Source organism: Clostridium sp. YIM B02506, assembly GCF_022324845.1.
Taxonomy (GTDB): domain Bacteria; phylum Bacillota; class Clostridia; order Clostridiales; family Clostridiaceae; genus Clostridium_T; species Clostridium_T intestinale.
The window spans coordinates 103,929-124,290 of record NZ_JAKGTG010000002.1 but is presented as its reverse complement, the minus strand read 5'-3'; the positions used below and the strand labels follow the sequence as shown (position 1 = coordinate 124,290).

Annotated in this window: 19 protein-coding genes; 17 read left to right on the top strand and 2 right to left on the bottom strand. The window is 32.0% G+C overall.

Annotated features, from left to right (window positions below; translation table 11 throughout):
• Positions 1–5 precede the first annotated feature (5 nt).
• The 6 genes from L1S49_RS02425 (at position 6) to L1S49_RS02400 (ending at position 7,074) form a co-directional block, all read left to right on the top strand.
• Entirely contained in the window at positions 6–1,334 is a 1,329-nt protein-coding gene (locus L1S49_RS02425; protein ID WP_238902404.1) for a 6-phospho-alpha-glucosidase, read from the top strand.
• Between the two features lie 13 nt (positions 1,335–1,347).
• Positions 1,348–1,833 (top strand): PTS glucose transporter subunit IIA, encoded by a 486-nt coding sequence (locus tag L1S49_RS02420; RefSeq protein WP_238902403.1) that lies wholly within the window; start codon positions 1,348–1,350, stop codon positions 1,831–1,833.
• 69 nt (positions 1,834–1,902) lie between these two features.
• Positions 1,903–2,517 carry a bifunctional 2-keto-4-hydroxyglutarate aldolase/2-keto-3-deoxy-6-phosphogluconate aldolase gene (locus tag L1S49_RS02415; protein ID WP_238902402.1) on the top strand — a complete coding sequence of 205 codons (615 nt, stop codon included), beginning with the start codon at positions 1,903–1,905 and terminating at the stop codon, positions 2,515–2,517.
• A 1-nt stretch (position 2,518) separates the two neighbouring features.
• Positions 2,519–3,523, top strand: a complete 1,005-nt coding sequence (locus tag L1S49_RS02410) for a sugar kinase (RefSeq protein WP_238902401.1) — start codon at positions 2,519–2,521, stop codon at positions 3,521–3,523.
• A gap of 10 nt (positions 3,524–3,533) precedes the next feature.
• On the top strand, positions 3,534–5,252 hold the full coding sequence (ilvD, locus tag L1S49_RS02405) for a dihydroxy-acid dehydratase (protein ID WP_238902400.1): 1,719 nt from the start codon (positions 3,534–3,536) through the stop codon (positions 5,250–5,252).
• A 703-nt stretch (positions 5,253–5,955) separates the two neighbouring features.
• Complete coding sequence (locus tag L1S49_RS02400) at positions 5,956–7,074, top strand: TMEM165/GDT1 family protein (protein ID WP_238902399.1); 1,119 nt, start codon at positions 5,956–5,958, stop codon at positions 7,072–7,074.
• 95 nt (positions 7,075–7,169) lie between these two features.
• On the opposite strand, the gene L1S49_RS02395 is transcribed toward L1S49_RS02400, so the two are convergent.
• Positions 7,170–8,099, bottom strand: a complete 930-nt coding sequence (locus tag L1S49_RS02395) for an AraC family transcriptional regulator (RefSeq protein ID WP_238902398.1) — start codon at positions 8,097–8,099, stop codon at positions 7,170–7,172.
• Between the two features lie 142 nt (positions 8,100–8,241).
• On the opposite strand from L1S49_RS02395, the gene L1S49_RS02390 reads away from it, so the two are divergent.
• A complete protein-coding gene (locus L1S49_RS02390; RefSeq protein ID WP_238902397.1) occupies positions 8,242–8,982 on the top strand; it encodes an SDR family oxidoreductase in 741 nt (246 codons plus the stop codon).
• 131 nt (positions 8,983–9,113) lie between these two features.
• Here L1S49_RS02390 and L1S49_RS02385 read toward each other — a convergent pair whose 3' ends face one another.
• The gene (locus tag L1S49_RS02385; RefSeq protein WP_238902396.1) at positions 9,114–9,623 is read right to left on the bottom strand and encodes a flavin reductase; all 510 of its coding nucleotides are present in this window, start codon (positions 9,621–9,623) and stop codon (positions 9,114–9,116) included.
• Positions 9,624–9,974: 351 nt separating this feature from the next.
• On the opposite strand from L1S49_RS02385, the gene L1S49_RS02380 reads away from it, so the two are divergent.
• From L1S49_RS02380 to metH, 10 genes are all read left to right on the top strand, one after another.
• Positions 9,975–11,654, top strand: coding sequence for a 2-oxoacid:acceptor oxidoreductase subunit alpha (locus L1S49_RS02380; RefSeq protein ID WP_238902395.1), 1,680 nt, complete (start codon positions 9,975–9,977; stop codon positions 11,652–11,654).
• Positions 11,654–12,514 (top strand): 2-oxoacid:ferredoxin oxidoreductase subunit beta, encoded by an 861-nt coding sequence (locus L1S49_RS02375; RefSeq protein ID WP_238902394.1) that lies wholly within the window; start codon positions 11,654–11,656, stop codon positions 12,512–12,514. Before L1S49_RS02380 ends, L1S49_RS02375 begins: the two co-directional genes overlap by 1 nt.
• 108 nt (positions 12,515–12,622) lie before the next feature.
• The gene (locus L1S49_RS02370; protein WP_073020041.1) at positions 12,623–12,973 is read left to right on the top strand and encodes an arsenate reductase family protein; all 351 of its coding nucleotides are present in this window, start codon (positions 12,623–12,625) and stop codon (positions 12,971–12,973) included.
• Positions 12,974–13,010: 37 nt separating this feature from the next.
• Positions 13,011–13,652: a carbonic anhydrase gene (locus tag L1S49_RS02365; RefSeq protein WP_238902617.1), complete on the top strand. Its 642-nt coding sequence runs from the start codon at positions 13,011–13,013 to the stop codon at positions 13,650–13,652.
• A gap of 73 nt (positions 13,653–13,725) precedes the next feature.
• The gene (locus tag L1S49_RS02360; RefSeq protein ID WP_238902393.1) at positions 13,726–14,109 is read left to right on the top strand and encodes a YkvA family protein; all 384 of its coding nucleotides are present in this window, start codon (positions 13,726–13,728) and stop codon (positions 14,107–14,109) included.
• Between the two features lie 98 nt (positions 14,110–14,207).
• A complete protein-coding gene (locus tag L1S49_RS02355; protein ID WP_238902392.1) occupies positions 14,208–14,753 on the top strand; it encodes a phosphatase PAP2 family protein in 546 nt (181 codons plus the stop codon).
• Between the two features lie 72 nt (positions 14,754–14,825).
• Positions 14,826–15,626, top strand: coding sequence for a ZIP family metal transporter (locus L1S49_RS02350; RefSeq protein WP_073020038.1), 801 nt, complete (start codon positions 14,826–14,828; stop codon positions 15,624–15,626).
• A 155-nt stretch (positions 15,627–15,781) separates the two neighbouring features.
• A complete protein-coding gene (locus tag L1S49_RS02345; RefSeq protein WP_021801247.1) occupies positions 15,782–16,180 on the top strand; it encodes a hypothetical protein in 399 nt (132 codons plus the stop codon).
• 29 nt (positions 16,181–16,209) lie between these two features.
• Positions 16,210–16,509 carry a hypothetical protein gene (locus L1S49_RS02340; protein WP_073020037.1) on the top strand — a complete coding sequence of 100 codons (300 nt, stop codon included), beginning with the start codon at positions 16,210–16,212 and terminating at the stop codon, positions 16,507–16,509.
• Between the two features lie 188 nt (positions 16,510–16,697).
• On the top strand, positions 16,698–20,351 hold the full coding sequence (metH, locus tag L1S49_RS02335; protein ID WP_238902391.1) for a methionine synthase: 3,654 nt from the start codon (positions 16,698–16,700) through the stop codon (positions 20,349–20,351).
• The last annotated feature ends 11 nt before the right edge of the window (positions 20,352–20,362 follow it).

Genomic DNA, 20,362 nt, shown 5'->3' with positions numbered 1-20,362 from the left:
TTGAAATGAAAACATTCAAACTAGTAATTGTAGGCGGCGGAAGCACATATACACCAGGTATCGTAAAAAGTTTACTTTCAAGAAAAGACGAATTTAAAATATCCGAGTTAAGATTATACGATATAAATGAGGAACGTCAAAACAAGGTAGGGGTAATAGTAAAAAAAGTTGTTGAGATGTTTGACCCAGAAGTAAAACTTATATTTACTACTAATCCAGAAGAAGGATTTAAAGACGCAGATTTTGTATTTGCCCAAATGCGTGTAGGTTTATATAAATTAAGAGAAGCAGATGAAAAGATTCCACTAAAATATGATGTAGTTGGACAAGAAACCTGTGGACCAGGAGGATTAGCATATGGTTTAAGAACTATATATCCAATGGTTGAGATGATAGATTTCTGTGAAAAATATGCAAGTCCTAACTACTGGATTGTAAACTACTCAAACCCAGCAGCAATAGTTGCAAAAGCTATGCATAAATTAAGACCAAATGCTAGAATTCTTAATATATGTGATATGCCAGTAGCTATTATGAGAAATATGTCTAATATATTAGACTGTGATAGACATGATATTGAGGCAGATTATTTTGGATTAAATCACTTCGGTTGGTTTACTAAAGTAAGAGTAAAAGGTGAAGATAAAACTGAAGAATTAAAAGCTTATGTAAGAGAGCATGGTTATATTCCACCAGACTCCAGAAGTGAAGTTAGACACAATGATGCATCGTGGCTTCATACTTTTGATAATGCTAAGTATATAGCAAGAATGTTCCCTAAATATCTTCCTAATACTTATATGCAATATTATCTATTAAGCGACAGTATAGTTAAGGATGCCGATAAGAATCACACAAGAGCCAACGAAGTTATGGAAGGAAGAGAAAAGAAAATATTTGATGCAGTAGATGAATACAATGCTACTGGAGAAATAGATCTTTCACAGTTCTTTACAGGGGTTCATGGTGAGTTTATTGTTGAAGTAGCTATGAGTTTAGCTTTCGATTTAAGAAAGAGACATTTAGTTATGGTAGAGAACAATGGTGCCGTTAAAAATGTGCCAGATGATGCAATGGTAGAAGTACCAGCATATATAACTAAAGATGGTCCAGAACCAATAAGAGTAGGTGAAATCCCAACTTTCTATAAAGGGCTTATTGAGCAACAAGAGGCTTGTGAAAAGTTAGTAGTAGAGGCAGCTGTAGAAAATTCCTACGAAAAAGCTCTTATGGCATTCACTATGAATAAACCAGTTCCATCTGCTTTTGTAGCTAAACAAATCTTAGACGATATGATAGAAGCAAACAAAGGCTACTGGCCAGAACTTAAATAGAAGGTGTAAATATATGTTTAAAAATTTATTTAAGAAGAAAGATGAAAATGTAATGTATGCTTTTTGTGATGGAGAAAGTTTAGACTTAAGCACGGTTAACGACGAAGTCTTTTCTCAAAAAATGATGGGAGATGGAATCGCAATAAAACCAAGTGACACTAAGGTATATGCTCCTTGTGACTCAGAAATAGTTACAATCATGATGGAAAGTAAACATGCAGTAGGACTTAGAACTAAAGAGGGAATTGAGTTACTAATACATGTAGGAATAGATACAGTAAACCTAAAGGGTGAAGGCTTTAATATTCACTGCAAAGAGGGACAACAAGTTAAAAGAGGAGATTTACTTCTAAGCTTTGATATAAATGTACTTAGAAGAGAAGGTTTAGATGAAACAATAATGCTAATACTTGCAGAACCTAACGGTCATGAAATAAAAAAATACAATGTTGGGGAAACTATGAAGGCAAGTGAAAGTATTTTATTGGAAATAAAATGATATAATAAAGGAAAGAAAAAGAATAAGCTTCACTTCAGGTGAGGCTTGTTCCTTTAGGAGGAGTTTTGAATGAGCGTAGTTGATAGCATACTTGACAACAAAATAGTTGCTGTAATAAGAGGAGATGACAAGGAAGAAGCACTAAACATAATAGAGGGAGCAATAGAAGGTGGGATAAAACTTATAGAGGTAACTTACACAAACAAGGATGCCTCAGAAATCATAAAAAGCCTAGTAGGAAAGTATAAAGATGTAGTTATAGGTGCAGGAAGTGTTTTAAATGTAGACACAGCTAGAGAAGCCATAAAAGCAGGATCAGAATTTGTAGTAGGACCTAACTTCGACGAACTTATAAGTGAGTACTGTACAGAAAAAAATGTAGAATATATTCCGGGTTGTTTCACACCAACAGAAATAGTAAATGCCTTAAACTCAGGTGTTAAGGTTATTAAATTATTTCCTGGGGAAGCACTAGGACCTAGTTATATAAAAGCAATAAAGGCACCAATTAAGAATGTTAAGATAATGGTAACAGGCGGAGTTAATCTTGAGAACTTAAATGAATGGTTAAATAGTGGAGCAGATTCAGTAGGAATAGGCAGTATATTAAATTCCGGAACTAACAATGATAGAACTAAGATAGCTGAAAATGCAAGAAGATTTATGGAGAAGGTAGGGAAATAATATGGGAAAATTTCTTTCAATAGGTGAAATACTTATAAGATTTACTCCAAAGAACTTTGATGTATATGGAAACTCTAACGAATTTGAGTGTTTTTATGGTGGATCAGAAGCCAATATATCTTCAATGCTTTCAGCTTGGGATATAGAAACTTCTATCCTATCAGCTCTTCCAGATAACGATATAGCTAAGAATGTAAAAAGATATTTTAGAGGAGTTGGAGTAGACATAAAGAACATTCTAACTAAGGGAGAGAAGATAGGGTATTACTTCTTAGAGCGAAGTTCAGGAGTTAGAAACAGCAGTGTTATATACGATAGAAAACACAGCAGTTTTTCAGAGTTATCTATAGATGATATAGATATAAATAAAGTGTTAGAAGGGGTAACCTGGCTTCACTTTAGCGGAATAACCTTAGCAGTTGGAGAAAAATCTAGAGAAATAGTAAAAGAAGTAGTAAAGGAAGCTAAAAAGAGAAACATATTTATAAGCATGGATTTAAACTTTAGAAGCAAGATGGCAACCTTTATAGAAGCAAAAAACTATGCAACTGAATTAGCTCCTTTTGCAGATATATGTTTTGGAATAGAGCCAATAATGTTAGATGATAAAGATATAACCATGTTTAATAGAGAAAATGCTACAAAGGAAGATGTGCACAAAAGAATGGAAAAACTTAAAGAAAAGTTTGGTTTTAAGTATATTTTCCATACAGAAAGACAAAACGATAAAGAAGATAATAACACCTACTACGCTTACGCCTTAGGCGGGGAAGAAAAAGCAGAGTCAGTTAAACTTAAAACTAAAATGGTTGAAAGAGTAGGAAGTGGAGATGCCTTTGTATCAGGAGCAATCTATTCAATTATTAAAGAGAAAACTTTAAAAGAAGCCATAGACTTTGGAGTGGCTGCTGCAACTTTAAAATGCACTATTAAAGGTGATAGTATGCTAGTAGATCCAAGGGATGTAGGAAAGATAATATCAGAAAAAAATGCTATAGAGAGGTAAGGTGAAAACTATGTTATATTCTCAAAAGGTAAGAAAGATAGCTCCAGAGATGGATTCTCTAAAAAGAGGAATGGGATGGACTACAGAAGATTTAGAAAAAATGCAGGTAATAGTAGAGAGCACCTATGGTAAAAGCCATCCAGGAAGCGTTCATTTAGATGTAGTGGTAAATGAAGCGATGGAAGAGTTAACAAGCCTAAACATAAAGGCAGCAGACTATTATGCAACAGATATATGTGATGGTCAAGCTCAAGGACATGATGGCATGAACTATTCTCTAGTATCTAGAGAAATAATAGCAGATATGATAGAAATCCATGCAAATACTACAGGCTTTGATGGAGGACTATTTGTAGCAAGCTGCGATAAAGGAATGCCAGGAAACCTAGTAGCGATGTGTAGAGTAAATATACCTTCAGTAGTAATACCCGGTGGAATTATGAATGCAGGGCCTAATCTTTTAACCCTAAACCAAGTAGGAACCTACAGTGCTATGCATAAAAGAGGAGAAATAACTACAGAGCAGTATGATTTCTATAAGGAAAATGCATGCCCAAGCTGTGGAGCTTGCTCTTTTATGGGAACTGCTGCAACTATGCAGGTATTAGGTGAAGCTTTAGGACTTGCTCTACCGGGGGCAGCGCTCTTACCGTCAACTTCAGAAATATTAAAAGAATACACAAGAAAAGCCTCAAGAGCAGTAAAGAACTTAGTAGAAAAAGGAATAAAGGTATCAGATATAGTAAACAGAAAATCCATAGAAAATGCAATAATGGTACATGCAGCTATAGGAGGATCAACTAATGCACTTCTTCATATACCAGCTATAGCAAAAGAACTTGATATAGAAATACGTCCAGAGGACTTTGATAAAATCCATCGAAATATACCATTTATACTAAATGTAAGACCAAGTGGACATTGGCCAGCAAACTATGTATTTTACGCAGGAGGAGTACCTGCGATAATGAATAAAATAAAGAAATATCTTAATCTAGATGTTATGACAGTTACAGGTAAAACCCTAGGAGAAAACTTAGAAGAATTCAATAAAGAAGAAGCCTATGGAAAGTACTTAAACTCAGCTCCTAAAATGGATTATAAGGAAGTCATCTACGATGCTGAAAGTCCAATAAGTGAAATAGGAGCGGTATCAGTACTTAAAGGAAACCTAGCACCAGAAGGATGCGTAGTTAAACACTCAAGTTTACCTAAAGGAATGAGAGATATAAAACTAAGTGCAAGAGCCTTTGACTCAGAAGAAGAAGCCTTTGAAGCAACTATAAATGGAAGCATAAAACCAGGAGATGCAATAATAATAAGATACGAAGGACCTAGAGGTTCTGGAATGCCAGAAATGTTCTACACAACAGAAGCCATAGCTTCAGATGAAAGATTAAACTCAACAGTAGCTTTAATAACCGATGGAAGATTCTCAGGAGCAACCAGAGGACCTGCTATAGGACATGTATCTCCAGAAGCAAGTAATGGAGGAACAATAGCCTTAGTTAAAGATGGGGATATAATCCACATAGATATAGAAAACAGAGGAATAAACATAGTGGGAATAAATGGACAAGAAAAGACAAAAGAAGAAATAGAGAAAATACTAAAAGAAAGAAAACAAGAGTGGACACCAAAACCTCCTAAATATACTAAAGGAGTACTTGGCATGTATACAAGTTTAGCTACCTCTGGTATGGAGGGTGGAGTAATTAAAATAAGATAGAGAACGATTAAAAGGGTTTAGCGAAGTGCTAAGCTCTTTTTGCTATCTTAGAGGAGTCTAATGAGACTCTACGAGTCTCTACAGGGTATAAGTACATCGTTACGTAAAAGCATAAAAACATAGGAGCAGCGGAACATTGGAAAAGCGGCAAGGCGGACTGCTGGAACATAGGAAATTTTCAAAAGTGAAGCATAAGAGCAGTGCAAAGGAGGCACATTGGACTGTTAGAACATAGGAAAAGTGCAAAAGTGGAATGTTGAAAAATAGGAGCATTAGAAAAGAGGAACAGCGGAATGCTGATATGAAGGATACTAATAAAGCTCCTTGAGCTTCTACAATACATAGATTAGAGTTAAAAAGAGAAATTATATTCTAAAATTTTTATAAGTATTGTGTAAATAAAAAAAATGTGATATTATACTTTTATTAAATAAAATAAGATAGCGTATTTCTAAAAGGGAGTAGCTGAGGCTAAGCCTATAAATAAAATCAACATACTGGAGAAATCCTGGTTTTATTTGCTTTAAAAAGATTAAAGTAGCGAGACTTTTAGATTAGTAGACCTTACTATAGGGTTTATTAATCTAAATATCTCGCTTTTCTTTTGTCTAAAAAACTAAGTAAATTAAAAAAGTACAAATATAAATGCCCAACGTTAAAGTTTGTACTTTTTATTTAAATATTGATATTAAGAGGTGGCCCAATGGTTCAAGAATTGTTAAAAGCATTTATACTTATTTTTATTGCAGAAATGGGAGATAAAACACAGATACTTGCAATGGCATTTGCAACAAAATTTCCAGTTAAAAAAGTTATAGCTGGGATATTTCTAGGATCTTTTCTAAATCATGGACTAGGTATATTGTTAGGACATTATATCTCTAACTTTATTCCAATAAATACAATACAGATAGTTGCTGGTTTTGCTTTTGTAGGATTTTCTCTGTGGACTTTAAAGTCTGATGATGAAGACGAGGAGGAAGAAGCTGAAAAATCTAAGTTTGGCGCTGTTATAACAGTAGCATTAGCTTTTTTTATAGGAGAGTTAGGAGATAAAACACAATTAACAGCAATAACTTTATCTATAGATGCTGTATATCCTTTAGTTATATTAGCGGGATCAGTTTCAGGTATGATAGCTACAGGTGTATTAGGAATTATTGTAGGCAAAAAGCTTGGAGACAAGATACCAGAGTTTACTATGAAAATAATAGCAGCTTCTATATTTATGTTCTTTGGATTAACTAAGTTATATGAAACCTTACCAGATAGTTATTTGACCCCATTAAATATTATTTTATTTTTAGCTGTATTAGTTGTAGCTGTAGTATTTTTATTAAGACCAGAAATTATAAGACGAAGACAAGGAAGACAAACCTTGTTTAAGAAGACTTCAAAAGATCTATATGACTATTACAACAAAATACAAAGTGATATAGGTGAGATATGCCTTGGAACAGAAAGCTGTGGAAGTTGTAGAGGTAACAGCTGTGTAGTAGGACATACTAAAATACTTATACAAAAAGGATTAAATGAAGAAGAGTTGTTGCTTGATGAGAGTGTAGATATTAATGAAAAAACTTTAGAAAAAAAATATGATAAAAATAAGGTTATAGAGAGTTTAATAACAACTTTAGAAGTAATAAAGGATGATCCATCTAATCCAAAGTATGAAAATTTACATAAAATAAGAAAAAATCTTGAAAAAATACTCTTCGGAAAAAGCATAGAAAACATTGAAGTTTGGAGTGATTACTCAAGTAAGTTTACAAAAATGGATTCTGAAATAGCTGATAAAGTTTTTAGTGTCTTAAATAATTAAACAAATAATAATTTAATACTATTATGTTTGAATTAAAGGGGTTGTTGCTCCTCTAGAAATCTAGATTTGCAGCAACTCCTTTTTATCATTTTTAACTAAAAAACAGATATTAAAGAATCTTTTAATTTTTTAACATCACTTATAGGAGGGAGTCCAAATAATCTAGCATATTCACGACTAAATTGTGAAGGACTTTCATAACCAACTTTAAATCCCGCATCAGCGGCCTCAGTAGTTTCAGAAAGAAGTAAACGACGAGCCTCTTGAAGTCTTATTAATTTTTGATATTGAAGTGGGCTCATTGCAGTTACCTTTTTGAAATGAGTGTGTAATGAAGAAACGCTCATTGAGACCTCTTTGGCTAACGCTTCAATAGTTAAAGATTTATAGTAATCACGATTTATTATCTTAATAACTTTAGATATTGCTTGTGCATGGCTTCCTAGCATAGCAAATTGTTTAATTAAATAACCACTTTCATCTTGTAAAACTCTGTAAAGAATTTCACGCGTAATTAGTGGATATAAAATAGGAATATCATTAGGCGTATCTAAAAGTTTTATAAGTCTTAATACAGGTTCTAAAATAGATGATTTAAGTGTATTTACTACAAGACCTCTTCCTATTTCATCATTATGTTTCCACATATCAGGACAATCCTTTACTATGTTTAGAATATCGTCAGGAGAAAAACTAAGTTTAAGTGATAGATATGGAGAATCTTTGGAAGCATCAACTATTTCACCACATATAGGCAGATGAACAGAGGCTACCAAATAGGTTGCAGGATCATATCTGTAACTTTCTTGAGCTAAAGTTACAATTTTTGCTCCTTGAGCAATAATACATATTGATGGGTCATATATTGAGTGAAGAGATTTAAATGGGTTTGTTGAACGAATAAGTTTTAATGCTGGAATTTCAGTATCTTGAATACCTTCTGAGTGAGTATGCAAGTCTATAAATTCGGCTAATGATTTTTTTGATTCAGTACTTATTTGAGTTTTATTAATTTCTTTAAACATAACACTCATCCTTTTGTGATTAATATAATAATTATAATTTATTTTGTAGGATTAGGCAATAATACTATAGGAACTGTATACCACTTTAATCTACTTGAATTGTATAATTATTTCAAGAATACTGTTTAAAGGAGAGGTAGTTATGAAAAATATAGAAGAGAGAGTTGCTATAGTAACAGGAGCGTCAAGAGGAATAGGAAAGACTATAGCTAAACAAATAGCTAGTTTAGGAATAAAGGTAGTAGTTAATTATTCTAGTAGCGAAGAAAAGGCATTAGAAGTAATAGAAGAGATTAATAAAAATGGCGGAGAAGGTATTGCAATAAAAGCAGATATAAGTAAAGTCAGTGAATTAGAAGATTTGTTTAAAAAGACTCTAGAGTCTTTTGGGAGAATAGATATCCTAATTAATAATGCAGGTATAATGAGAACAAAACCTTTATTAGAAATAAGTGAAAAGGACTTCGATGATCATTTTTCTATAAATGTAAAAGGAACATATTTTGCATGTAAAGAGGCTATGAAGCATATGGCTTATAACGGAAGAATTATTAATTTTTCAACTTCTGTCTTAGGTCAAATGTTCCCTGGATATAGTCTTTACGCGGCAACTAAAGGAGCGGTTGAACAAATAACACGTCAATTGGCAAAAGAATTTGGAGCAAAGAAAATAACAATTAATGCAGTTGCACCAGGGCCAGTAAATACAGAACTTTTTACTACTGGAAAAACAGTAGAACAAATAGAAGGAATGAAAAAGATGAATGCATTTGGACGTCTTGGTGAAACAGAGGATATTGCAAAAGTAATTGAGTTCTTAATAAGTGATAATTCCAATTGGATAACAGGTCAGACTATACGTGTTAATGGTGGATTTGTTTAATAGGCAAAAAGATAGATGTTATAGATGGATACTATAAACTGTTGGATTATAGAGGTAACTATCTAAAATTATTTCCACAGTAAAACTAAGAGGTAATAAAAAGTATGAAGCTTTTTATTACCTCTTTTAAATTATTGTTTTATAAGAACTTTTTGAACCTCTGCGATATACATTGTATGGTAGTCTTTATCTTGATAAAATTTGTCATCAAAACCATCTACAGAAAAACTTTCAGGTGATAATTCTTGAGCATAAAGTTTCTTACATATAACAGTAAGTTTTGCTTCTTCAAAGTAAGGAGTAGAACCTTCATGTGTTATTGTTAGGTTAGATTTTGATATTTTATCTTCATCTCTTCCAGAGGTGCTGCCTAAATAACCTAACTGTTTTTTAAAGCTGTTATCAAAAAATGTTAATGAAAAAGTATCTGAAGCATCTACAAATTCTTTAGTGTAACGATGAGGTCTTATAAAAATATAAGCTGCAGGTTTACCCCACATAATACCAAGTCCACCCCATGAGGCAGTCATAGTATTTACTTTTCCTTCTTTTTCAGCAGTAATTAAAGTCCAATCACTGCCTATAAGTTTAAATGGATTTTCAGTTAATTCTTCTGGTTTGATTTCTACGAATGTACTCATAATATATCTCCCTTCATATTTTAAGTAATTTAATAACATTTTACCATAATATGTTCGGTGAAGAGATATTTATTTAACTAATAATCGATGTAATACACGAACTTTGTGTGATTGCTAAATCATAAATATATAGGAGAAGCAATAAAATATACAATGCTATAGAATGGTTGCGAAATAATAAGCAAATTTAAGCTAGAGGTAACTATACCTCCCTAGGGCATAATAATTAAGAATATCTATTGATAATAATTATTGATTAAAAAGAATTATCATTTATAATAGAATTAAGAACTGAATTTTATTAAGTTTTTAAGATAGATTGACACCTAATTATCAAGGAGGTAACTAGAAGTGAATTATAATGTTTTAATTGGCGGCGCTGCTGGCCAAGGTATGGATACTATTAGTAATTTTTTAGAGAAAATACTAAAGAAAAAAGGTTTTTATGTTTTTACAAACAAAGATTATATGTCAAGAGTAAGGGGAGGTCATAACTTCCTTCAAGTGAGATTTTCAGATGAACCTATATATACTCATACGTCTAATGTTGATGTTATTTTTGCATTAGATCAAAACACAATAGATCTTCATATGGAAAGATTAAGTGAACATGGAGTTGCTATAGGAGATGATGCATTAGTTTCAGAAGATAGCAGATTTAAAAAACTTCCACTAAAAAAGACTGCATTGGAATTAAAGCTTTCTAAAGCATTAGGAATGGTGGGATTAGGAGCTGTTATTAAGTTTTTCGGAATTTCATTAGAGGGTGTAGAAGAAATATTTCCAAAGAAATTTGCACCTCAAATAAGAGAAACAAATATACAAGCTTTAAATAGAGGATATGATTTAATAGATACAAAATTTCAATTAAAGGGTGGAAACTTAGAAGATCATCTTTTACTTGATGGAAATACAGCTATTGCTTTAGGGGCACTGGCAGCAGGGGTTAACTTTTACTGTGGTTATCCTATGACTCCAGCTACTTCTGTAATGACTTATCTTTCTAAAAAACAAGTTGAAGCAGGAATAGTAGTAGAACAGGTTGAGGATGAAGTTGCAGCTTTAAATATGGCAATAGGTGCATCTTATGCAGGAGCTAAAGCCATGACTGGTTCTTCAGGTGGAGGAGTATCTTTAATGGTTGAAGCTTTTGGGCTTGCAGGTATTATGGAAACACCAGTAGTTGTTGTGGATTCTCAAAGACCAGGACCAGCTACAGGATTACCTACAAGAACAGAGCAAAGTGATTTAAGTTTCTTATTAACAGCATCTCATGGTGAATTCCCAAGAGCTGTATTATCAGTAAGAAATGCTGAAGATGCATTTTATCAATCTTTTAGAGCATTAAATCTAGCAACTAAGTACCAAACACTTGTTATCTTGTTAACTGATCAATACTTAGCAGATAGTAAGGTTACAGTAGCACCATATAAGTTAGATGATTTAACTATTGAAAAAGGTAAGTGGGTAGATGGACCTTTTAAAGAAGGTGAAGAATATAAGAGATATGAACTTACAGAGGATGGAATATCTCCAATGTTAGTTCCAGGTAAAGTTCCAGGTCAAACTGTGTTAGTTGATTCAGATGAACATACTGATGAAGGTCATATAACTGAGTCAGGAGAAGTTAGAAATTCTATGATGGAAAAAAGAATGAAAAAGCAAGTTCTTATGGAAGCTGATATAGAAGAACCAGTTTATTTTGGAGTTGAAGAACCTGATACAGTATTAGTTGGATGGGGTTCTACTTATGGAGCGCTAAAGGAAGCTACAGATTTATTAAATAAAGAAGGACTTAAGGTTGCAGCATTAAGTTTTGGAGATATATTCCCATTACCTAAAAAGACTTTAGACAAGTTAAAAGGTAAAGTTAAGTTTATAAATGTTGAACAAAACTACAATGGTCAACTAGGTAAGTTTATAGCTAGCGAAACTGGAATTTTAATGGACGGAAGCATATTAAAATATGATGGACGCCAAATAAACGGAGTTGAGCTTTATGAAAGAGTAAAGAGTGAGGTGAACAAGTAATGCTTGATTTAAAAATATATGATTCAAAAGATGAAATTGCATGGTGTCCAGGTTGTGGTCACTTCTCAATATTAGATGGTATTAAACAAACCTTAGCTGAACTTGAGATTAAACCTCATGAGGCTGTTATAGTTTCAGGTATAGGCCAAGCTGCTAAAATGCCACACTATTTAAAAATAAATGGATTTAATGGACTTCATGGTAGAGCACTTCCACCAGCTCAAGGTATTAAAATAGTAAATAAAGATCTTAAAGTAATTGTAGTAGGTGGAGATGGAGATGCTTATGGCGAGGGTGGTAATCACTTCCTTCATGCTATAAGAAGAAACCTAGATATAACTCAAATAGTAGGAGATAACCAAATCTATGGTTTAACTAAAGGGCAAGGTTCACCAACTACATTTTTAGGACAGGTAACTTCAATGCAGTTTGAAGGAGTTATGCAAAATCCTTTAAATCCTTTAGCAATAGCAATATCAGCTGGGGCAACATTTGTTGGTAGAGCTTTCTCAGGAGATAAGGAAACCATGGTTAAGGTATTAAAAGAAGCAGTAAATCATAAAGGTTATGCATTAGTAGATATAGTTGAACCTTGTGTAAGCTTTAATAAGGTTAACACTTTCAAGTGGTATAAAGATAGGGTGTATAGATTACCAGAGGAATATGATCCAACAGATAGAGCAAAAGCTATGGAAAAAGCTTTAGAATTTGGAGATAAAATTCCTACAGGAATTATCTATAAAGAAGAAGGAAAACCTGTGTTTGAGGATTTACATCCAATTGTTAAGGATAACCCACCAGTAGTGGACAGGGAATGGAATGTTAAAAACGTAGAAAAATTCCTTAATGAGTTTAAGTAATAGGAAATATATAAGATGCTGCAAACTTAATGTAGCATCTTTTTTATTTTTGTAGTTACATAATTGATATTTGTGATATAATATATAAAAATTTGTTAGGAGGAGATTATGGAAGCATTATTCGTTAATTATCCTAAATGCACTACCTGCATAAAGGCTAAAAAATTTCTAAAAGAAAACAACATAGACTTTATAGATAGACACATTGTTGAAGATAATCCTACTAAAGAAGAGTTAAAAAAATGGTTAGACAAAAGTGGGCTAACAATAAATAAATTTTTTAATACAAGTGGGAAGTTATATAAAGAAATGAATTTAAAAGACAGAGTAAAAAGTGATTCAGAGGAATCTTTATTAGAACTACTTGCTACTAATGGAATGCTTGTAAAAAGACCTATATTAGTAACAGAAGACAAGGTTTTAGTAGGATTTAAAGAGTGGGGAAAAGATTTATTATAATCATAAGTTGTAAGTAGGGGGCTATAAATTGACAAGAATGTTAGAGGCTAAAGAGTATCTTAAAAGATTGCTTAAGGGAAATGAAAATTTTTATAACAAGGACAACTATGAAGAGGTAGATATATCAAATAATAAAATAGAAAGCTTAAGAGAAAATCAATACCCTTTTGGAGTAGTTGTATCCTGCTCTGATTCTAGAATTACACCAACTATAGTATTTAATCAAGGACTTGGTGACTTGTTTGAAATTAGGATAGCAGGAAATGTTATGAATGAAGATTCTTTAGGATCAATAGAATATGGAGTTGAAGTTGGTGGAGCATCTATAGTTATGGTTTTGGGGCACGAAAACTGTGGGGCAGTTAAGGGTGCAATAGATCAATTTGAGGAAAAAGCAGAGTTTAATGGAAATATAAAATATGTGTTAAAGAAGATAGAACCATCAGTTAAATATGTGAAAACACATTTTAAAGAGGATATCTATCTAAACACCATAAAAGTAAATATTAAAAATACATTAGATAGTATATATGAAAGTCCTATAATAAAGGAATTTATAGAAAAAAAAGAAATAATTCTAGTAAGTGCAATATATAAATCAGATGGAAAAGTGGAAGTATTAGAAGTTATTGAAAATAATATAGATAATCAGCTTATTAATTCATTAAAAGCTATATAGACAAGTATATTAAGAAGTTATAAAGTGGTTAAACTAACTAATATGTAAATAAATTAAATTGGAAGGTGCTTTCATGAGAAAAAGCTACAAAAACTATTATTCTGAAAATAAGTTGTTTTCAAAATTAAAGAAGTATGCTACAAAAGCAGGAACTAAGGTTGTATATGCTATTCTGATTTTATTTTATGCTATGAAAAAACCTGAGATATCTATGAAAGAAAAGCTTATAGTTATAGGAGCTTTAGGGTATTTTATAGCACCAATAGACAGTATACCTGATTTTATACCACTTGCAGGATTTACAGATGATTTTGGAGCTTTGATGTTTGCATTAATAAAAATAGCAAGGCATATTGATGATGAGGTAAAGGAAAAGGCTAAAAATAAATTAGATAGTTGGTTTAAAAATATTAATGAAGATGATTTGATAGTTGTTGAAAGAAGATTATTTACTTAAAAGCGGTTATACCGCTTTTATTTTTGTCATAGCTATACATGTGTTAATTGGTAAAGGTAGTATTAGAAAAGTTTAGGTTTTTATTGAGGGGGAGAGTAATGGATTTTATTAAGACTTTAGATTTAAATACTTTTGATTTTATCCAGAAGTATTTATCAAACACATTCTTAGATAGGATATTGCCTATCATAACCAATTTAGGTCAAGGGGGTGCTATTTGGATTGTAATTTCATTAGCCCTAATAATAAGTAGAAAATATAGAAAAGCTGGAATACTTACATTAGCCGTACTTTTAATAAACTATTTAATAGGAGATGTAGCATTAAAAAACATAATCGAAAGGGAGAGGCCCTTTATAAGCATAGAGGGAATTGAGCTTATAGTTAAGCCACCAAGCTCTTTTTCTTTTCCATCAGGACATACTTCAAGTGCTTTTGCTGCAGCTACTATCTTAAGTTTACACATTAAGAAGTATTCTTTTTTATTTATTACATTAGCATGTATCATAGGTTTTTCTAGAATTTATTTATATGTACATTATTTGAGTGATGTCATAGCAGGAATGTGTTTAGGAATTGTAGTTGCAATGATATGTAATATAATTTGGGAGAATTTTTTAGAAAAAAAGTTTGCAAAAGTATAGAAAATCGATAAATTCTGATATCAATCTACTTTTTTTATTCATATATTGGATAAGGAAAGGAGATTGATATAGATGGAAAACTATAATCCTATCTTACTTGCTCTTATAGCGACTTTATTCACTTGGGGTATAACTGCTCTTGGAGCAGCAGTAGTTTTTTTCTTTAAAGACATAAATAAAAAAGTTTTAAATGCCATGTTAGGTTTTGCTGCGGGAATTATGATAGCAGCGAGCTTTTGGTCATTATTAAAACCTTCTATAGAGATGGCAGAGGAAATGGGAATTGTTCCTTGGATACCTGCTGTTATAGGATTTTTATTAGGTGGATTTTTTCTAAGAGTTGTAGATAAATTTTTACCTCACTTACACCTTGATAAAGGTGAAGGAGAGGAAGAAGGGGTTAAAACCTCCCTTAAAAGAAGTATACTTTTGGTTTTGGCTATAACCCTTCATAATATACCAGAAGGGTTAGCAGTTGGAGTTGCATTTGGAGCTTTAGCTGATGGTGGTTCTGGAGCTACTTTAGCATCGGCAATAGCTTTAGCATTAGGTATAGGACTTCAAAACTTTCCAGAAGGCGCCGCCGTATCCGTTCCATTAAGAAGAGAAGGGTTATCTAGATGGAAAAGTTTTATGTTTGGACAGCTTTCAGGAGTAGTAGAACCTATATCGGGAGTTATAGGAGCAGTGCTCGTACTGACTATGAAAGGAATATTACCTTATGCCTTAGCCTTTGCAGCAGGAGCTATGATATTTGTTGTAGTTGAAGAACTAATACCAGAGTCGCAAGCAGATTCAGGATCTGATATTGCAACTATGGGAACAATTTTAGGATTTGCTGTTATGATGCTTCTTGATGTTGCTCTAGGCTAACAAAATACGGTGAAATAAAGGCCTATGAGTTGATAACAACTTATAGGCCTATTTAATTAAATATAGATAACTTTTTTATAACTTAGAATAAATCTCCTGTTATGTAATATAGATATATTAGAAGATATTCATAATTAGGGGGTGAGGAGTAAAGCATGGGAAGTGGTATAATTATAAAATGTAATAAATGTGAGTTTTCAAAGGAATTACTTTTAGGGTATGGAATGTATAAACCTACTTTTGAGAAGACAATGGAAACTATAGATGAAAGAAATATTAATGTTGTAGAAAGGTTACTAGAAAATTACTGTGTAGAAGATTTTCATGTAACTAGACAAATATACTATTGTGAAGAATGCTCTGAAATTGTAGATAAGAGTGCTTTGAAAATTGATTTTCAAGATGGAGTAAAGTTTGAAGAGCAAATGTACTGTAACAAGTGTAATAATAAAATGGCGAAGATTAATAATTTAAAAGAAATTGATAATATACACTGCCCTAATTGCAGAGAAGCTGCTTTAACCTATATAGAAAACTATATATCTTGGGATTAATTTTAGATATATTTGGAGAAAATAAAAGTATGGATAATATTAATAATTCTGACGAAAAAGTCTTTGAGGTACGTTTAAAAAGATATTGTGAAGATATTGATACTCTTATAGGAGAAAGTCTAAAAATGCTAAAAAATATGGGAAGGGAAGTTAAGTTTCTAGGTTTTGATAAATATAACTCTCTTATTTCATTGATAGATGGAGAGAAATATAGATGCGTTAGAGGGACACAGAAATCAGGTTGTGTGAGGTTTTTCAAAACAAACTGTGAAATTTTAGATTTAAAAAACAGAGATAGGGTTTTGAATATAAGAAAGCTTATAAATTAAGATGAAAAAAGATGTAATCATAATAATATGGTTACATTTTTTTGTATAGGATTTAATTTAAATTTTTTGCATAGGGCATAAAGTCAATTATTTTGTCTAAATATAGAATTGGAGTAGTTCATATAGTATAATAATACATAAAATGTATAAAGAAATACAAATAAACTAGAAATTTAAGGAGGCAACTAATGAGGGGGCATTTATTTAAAGATACATTATTAATAAAGGAACTTGAAAAGAAAATACTGGTTCTTGATGGGGCAATGGGAACTTGTATTCAAGTATATAAACTTAAAGAAGATGATTTTAGGGGAGAATTATTAAAGGATTTTAATAAAGATCAAAAAGGTAATAATGATTTATTAAGTTTAACAAAGCCAGAGGTTATTAAAGAAATACAAAAAGCGTATTTAGAGGCAGGAGCCCATATAATAGAAACTAATACTTTTAACAGTAACGTGATATCACAAGAAGATTATGGATTAACAGATTTAGTTTATGATTTAAATTTTCAAGGAGCAAAAATAGCTAAAGAAGTAGCTAATGAGTTTTCGACTCCAGAAAATCCAAGGTTTGTTGCAGGTTCTATAGGGCCTACAAATAAAACTTTATCCATGTCTCCAGAGGTTGAAAACCCAGCATATAGAAGCGTAAGTTTCAAAGAAGTTTTAGATTCTTATAAAGTTCAGATAAGAGGCTTAATAGATGGTGGAGTAGATGTACTTTTAATTGAGACTATATTCGATTCCTTAAATGCTAGAGCAGCTATTATTGCAGCTGAAGAGGTCTATGAAGAAAAAGGTAAGATTCTTCCTATAATGATTTCTGGAACAATAAATGATAAAGGTGGAAGAATTCTATCAGGTCAGACCTTAGAAGCTTTTGCTGTATCTATGAAAAGTGACTATGTAATATCTATAGGTTTAAACTGCTCTTTTGGAGTTAAGGAATTAGTTCCATTTGTAAAAGAACTATCTAAAAAACAGGACTTATATATATCAGTATATCCTAATGCAGGGTTACCTAACTTATTAGGAGAATATGATGAGATACCAGAAATAACTGTTAAGAATTTAAAAGAATTATTAAATGAAAATCATTTAAATATTGTAGGTGGTTGCTGTGGAACAACTCCTGCACACATTAAAGCTATATATGAACTTACACAAGAGTATTCCCCAAGAGTTATACCAGAAGTAGAAAGAGTAAGTTCTTATGCAGGATTAGAGCTACTAGAAGTTAAAGAGGAAAATAACTTTATAAATATAGGTGAAAGATTAAATGTTGCAGGTTCAGCTAAGTTTGCAAGACTTATAAGAGAGAAAAAGTATGAAGAAGCTTTAGCAATAGCTAGGGAACAGGTTGAAAATGGAGCGCAGGTTTTAGATGTAAACTTTGATGATGGACTTTTAGAAGGAAAAGAAGAGATGGATTACTTCTTAAAGCTTTTAGCATCTGAACCTGAAGTTGCAAGAAAGCCTATTATGATAGATTCTTCAAGATGGGAAGTGATTTTAGCAGGACTTCAAGCAATAGGAGGAAAACCTATAGTTAACTCTATATCTCTAAAAGAAGGTGAAGAAGAATTCTTAAAGAAAGCAAAAGTCATTAAGAGTTTTGGAGCTGCAACAGTTGTAATGGCCTTTGATGAAAAAGGTCAGGCTGATAATTATGAAAGAAGATTAGAGATATGCAAAAGAGCCTATGATTTATTAGTAAATAAGATTAACTTTCCACCAGAAGATATAATATTTGACCCTAATATACTAGCAATAGCTACTGGGATGGATGAGCATGATAATTATGGAGTAGATTTTATAAGGGCAACGAAGTGGATAAAAGAAAATCTACCTTATGCAAAAATATCAGGAGGAGTTTCTAATCTTAGCTTTTCTTTTAGAGGAAATAATGTGATAAGAGAAGCTATGCATTCTGTGTTTTTATATCATGCAATAAAAGCTGGAATGGATATGGGTATAGTTAATCCCGGTATGATAAGAATTTATGATGATATTCCAAAAGAGCTATTAGAGTTAGTTGAAAATGTAGTATTGAATAAGAAATTAGGTGCTAGAGAAGAACTTCTTGAACTTGCTGAAAAATATAGAGAACAGGGTGGAAAGCAGGAAGAAAAAGTAGAGCTTTGGAGAAGCGAAGTAGTCGAAAAAAGGCTTAGTCATGCTATAGTTAAAGGAATTAGTGATTATCTTGAAGAAGATTTAGAAGAAGCAAGAAAAGAATATGATAAAGCATTAAATATAATTGAAGGTCCTCTAATGGATGGAATGAAAATTGTTGGAGATTTATTTGGAGAAGGTAAGATGTTTCTTCCTCAAGTAGTTAAGTCTGCAAGGGTTATGAAAAAGGCAGTAGAGATATTGATGCCTTATATTAAAACTGAAAATTCAAAAGGTGGCTCTAAAGCTGGCAAAATACTTTTGGCAACAGTAAAAGGTGATGTTCACGATATAGGTAAAAATATAGTTGGAGTTGTATTAGCCTGCAATAACTTTGAAGTTATAGATTTAGGCGTTATGGTTCCTTGTGAGGAAATATTAAAAAGAGCAAAAGAGGAAAATGTAGATGCTATAGGTTTAAGTGGACTTATTACACCATCTTTAGATGAGATGGCTCATGTAGCTTCAGAAATGGAAAAGCAAGGGTTTGATGTTCCATTACTAATAGGTGGGGCAACGACCTCTAAAACTCATACAGCTCTAAAGATAGCACCTAATTACTCTAATGGAGTAATTTATGGAGGAGATGCTTCAAAGACTGTAGAGATTCTTAAGGAGCTAATGAAAGATAAAAAAGGATATTTAGAAAAGGTAAAAGAAGAGTATGAAAAAGCAAGAGAAAATTATAAAGCTATTTCTATAAAAAATGTTTCTATAGAAGAGGCTAAAGGGAAAGCTTTAAAACTTGATTGGAATACTGAAGTAATAGATAAACCTGAGTTTATAGGAATAAAAGAAATTAAGTATTCAGTTAGAGAACTTAGAGAATATATAGATTGGACTTTCTTCTTTATAGCTTGGGAAATGAAAAAAACTTATCCAGAAATTTTAGAAGATGAGAAGTATGCGCAAGAAGCTAAAAAGCTATTTAAGGAAGCAAATGAAATGTTAGATGAATTAGAGAAAAATAACAAAGTGTGCCCAAAGGGTGTATTTGGTATTTTTCCATGTAATTCTACAGGAGAAGATATTGTTATTCACGATGAGAAGGGTGGAGTTTTAGAAACTTTCAATTTCTTGCGTCAACAAAGAGAGAAATCAGAAGGTTCTTATTTATCCTTAGCTGACTTTATAGCACCTTTAGATAGGAATAGAGTGGACTATATAGGCGGATTTTTAGTGACAGCTGGTACTGAAGTAAATGAGTACGAAAGAGAACTTAAAAATAGCGGAGAAGACTATAAAGCTATTATGCTTAAACTTTTATGTGATAGATTAGCTGAAGCTTCTGCTGAGAAATTACATGAAGAAATAAGAAAAGTATATTGGGGTTACTCAAAAGAAGAAAATATAACTAAAAAGGAACTATTCCAAAGCAAATATAGAGGAATAAGACCAGCCTTTGGTTATCCATCTTTAAAAGATCCTAAACAAATGGAGAAACTATTTAAGTTATTAAATGGAACTGAGGTAACTTCTGTAACTTTAACTGAAAGCTATATGATGAACCCAGTATCATCTGTATGTGGATTATACTTTGGGGCTCCAAAATCAAGATATTTTGATCTTCTTAAACTTTCTAAGGATCAAATAGAGGATTATAGCAGAAGAACAGGTGAAAAGATTGAAGTAGTTGAGAAGAGACTTAATAACTACTTATTATAATAAGATATAGA

Coding starts and splice junctions, on each gene's coding strand:
- L1S49_RS02425 (WP_238902404.1), top strand. CDS start 6: ATGAAAACATTCAAACTAGTAATTGTAGGCGGCGGAAGCACATATACA.
- L1S49_RS02420 (WP_238902403.1), top strand. CDS start 1,348: ATGTTTAAAAATTTATTTAAGAAGAAAGATGAAAATGTAATGTATGCT.
- L1S49_RS02415 (WP_238902402.1), top strand. CDS start 1,903: ATGAGCGTAGTTGATAGCATACTTGACAACAAAATAGTTGCTGTAATA.
- L1S49_RS02410 (WP_238902401.1), top strand. CDS start 2,519: ATGGGAAAATTTCTTTCAATAGGTGAAATACTTATAAGATTTACTCCA.
- ilvD (WP_238902400.1), top strand. CDS start 3,534: ATGTTATATTCTCAAAAGGTAAGAAAGATAGCTCCAGAGATGGATTCT.
- L1S49_RS02400 (WP_238902399.1), top strand. CDS start 5,956: ATGGTTCAAGAATTGTTAAAAGCATTTATACTTATTTTTATTGCAGAA.
- L1S49_RS02395 (WP_238902398.1), bottom strand. CDS start 8,099: ATGTTTAAAGAAATTAATAAAACTCAAATAAGTACTGAATCAAAAAAA.
- L1S49_RS02390 (WP_238902397.1), top strand. CDS start 8,242: ATGAAAAATATAGAAGAGAGAGTTGCTATAGTAACAGGAGCGTCAAGA.
- L1S49_RS02385 (WP_238902396.1), bottom strand. CDS start 9,623: ATGAGTACATTCGTAGAAATCAAACCAGAAGAATTAACTGAAAATCCA.
- L1S49_RS02375 (WP_238902394.1), top strand. CDS start 11,654: ATGCTTGATTTAAAAATATATGATTCAAAAGATGAAATTGCATGGTGT.
- L1S49_RS02370 (WP_073020041.1), top strand. CDS start 12,623: ATGGAAGCATTATTCGTTAATTATCCTAAATGCACTACCTGCATAAAG.
- L1S49_RS02365 (WP_238902617.1), top strand. CDS start 13,011: ATGTTAGAGGCTAAAGAGTATCTTAAAAGATTGCTTAAGGGAAATGAA.
- L1S49_RS02360 (WP_238902393.1), top strand. CDS start 13,726: ATGAGAAAAAGCTACAAAAACTATTATTCTGAAAATAAGTTGTTTTCA.
- L1S49_RS02355 (WP_238902392.1), top strand. CDS start 14,208: ATGGATTTTATTAAGACTTTAGATTTAAATACTTTTGATTTTATCCAG.
- L1S49_RS02350 (WP_073020038.1), top strand. CDS start 14,826: ATGGAAAACTATAATCCTATCTTACTTGCTCTTATAGCGACTTTATTC.
- L1S49_RS02345 (WP_021801247.1), top strand. CDS start 15,782: ATGGGAAGTGGTATAATTATAAAATGTAATAAATGTGAGTTTTCAAAG.
- L1S49_RS02340 (WP_073020037.1), top strand. CDS start 16,210: ATGGATAATATTAATAATTCTGACGAAAAAGTCTTTGAGGTACGTTTA.
- metH (WP_238902391.1), top strand. CDS start 16,698: ATGAGGGGGCATTTATTTAAAGATACATTATTAATAAAGGAACTTGAA.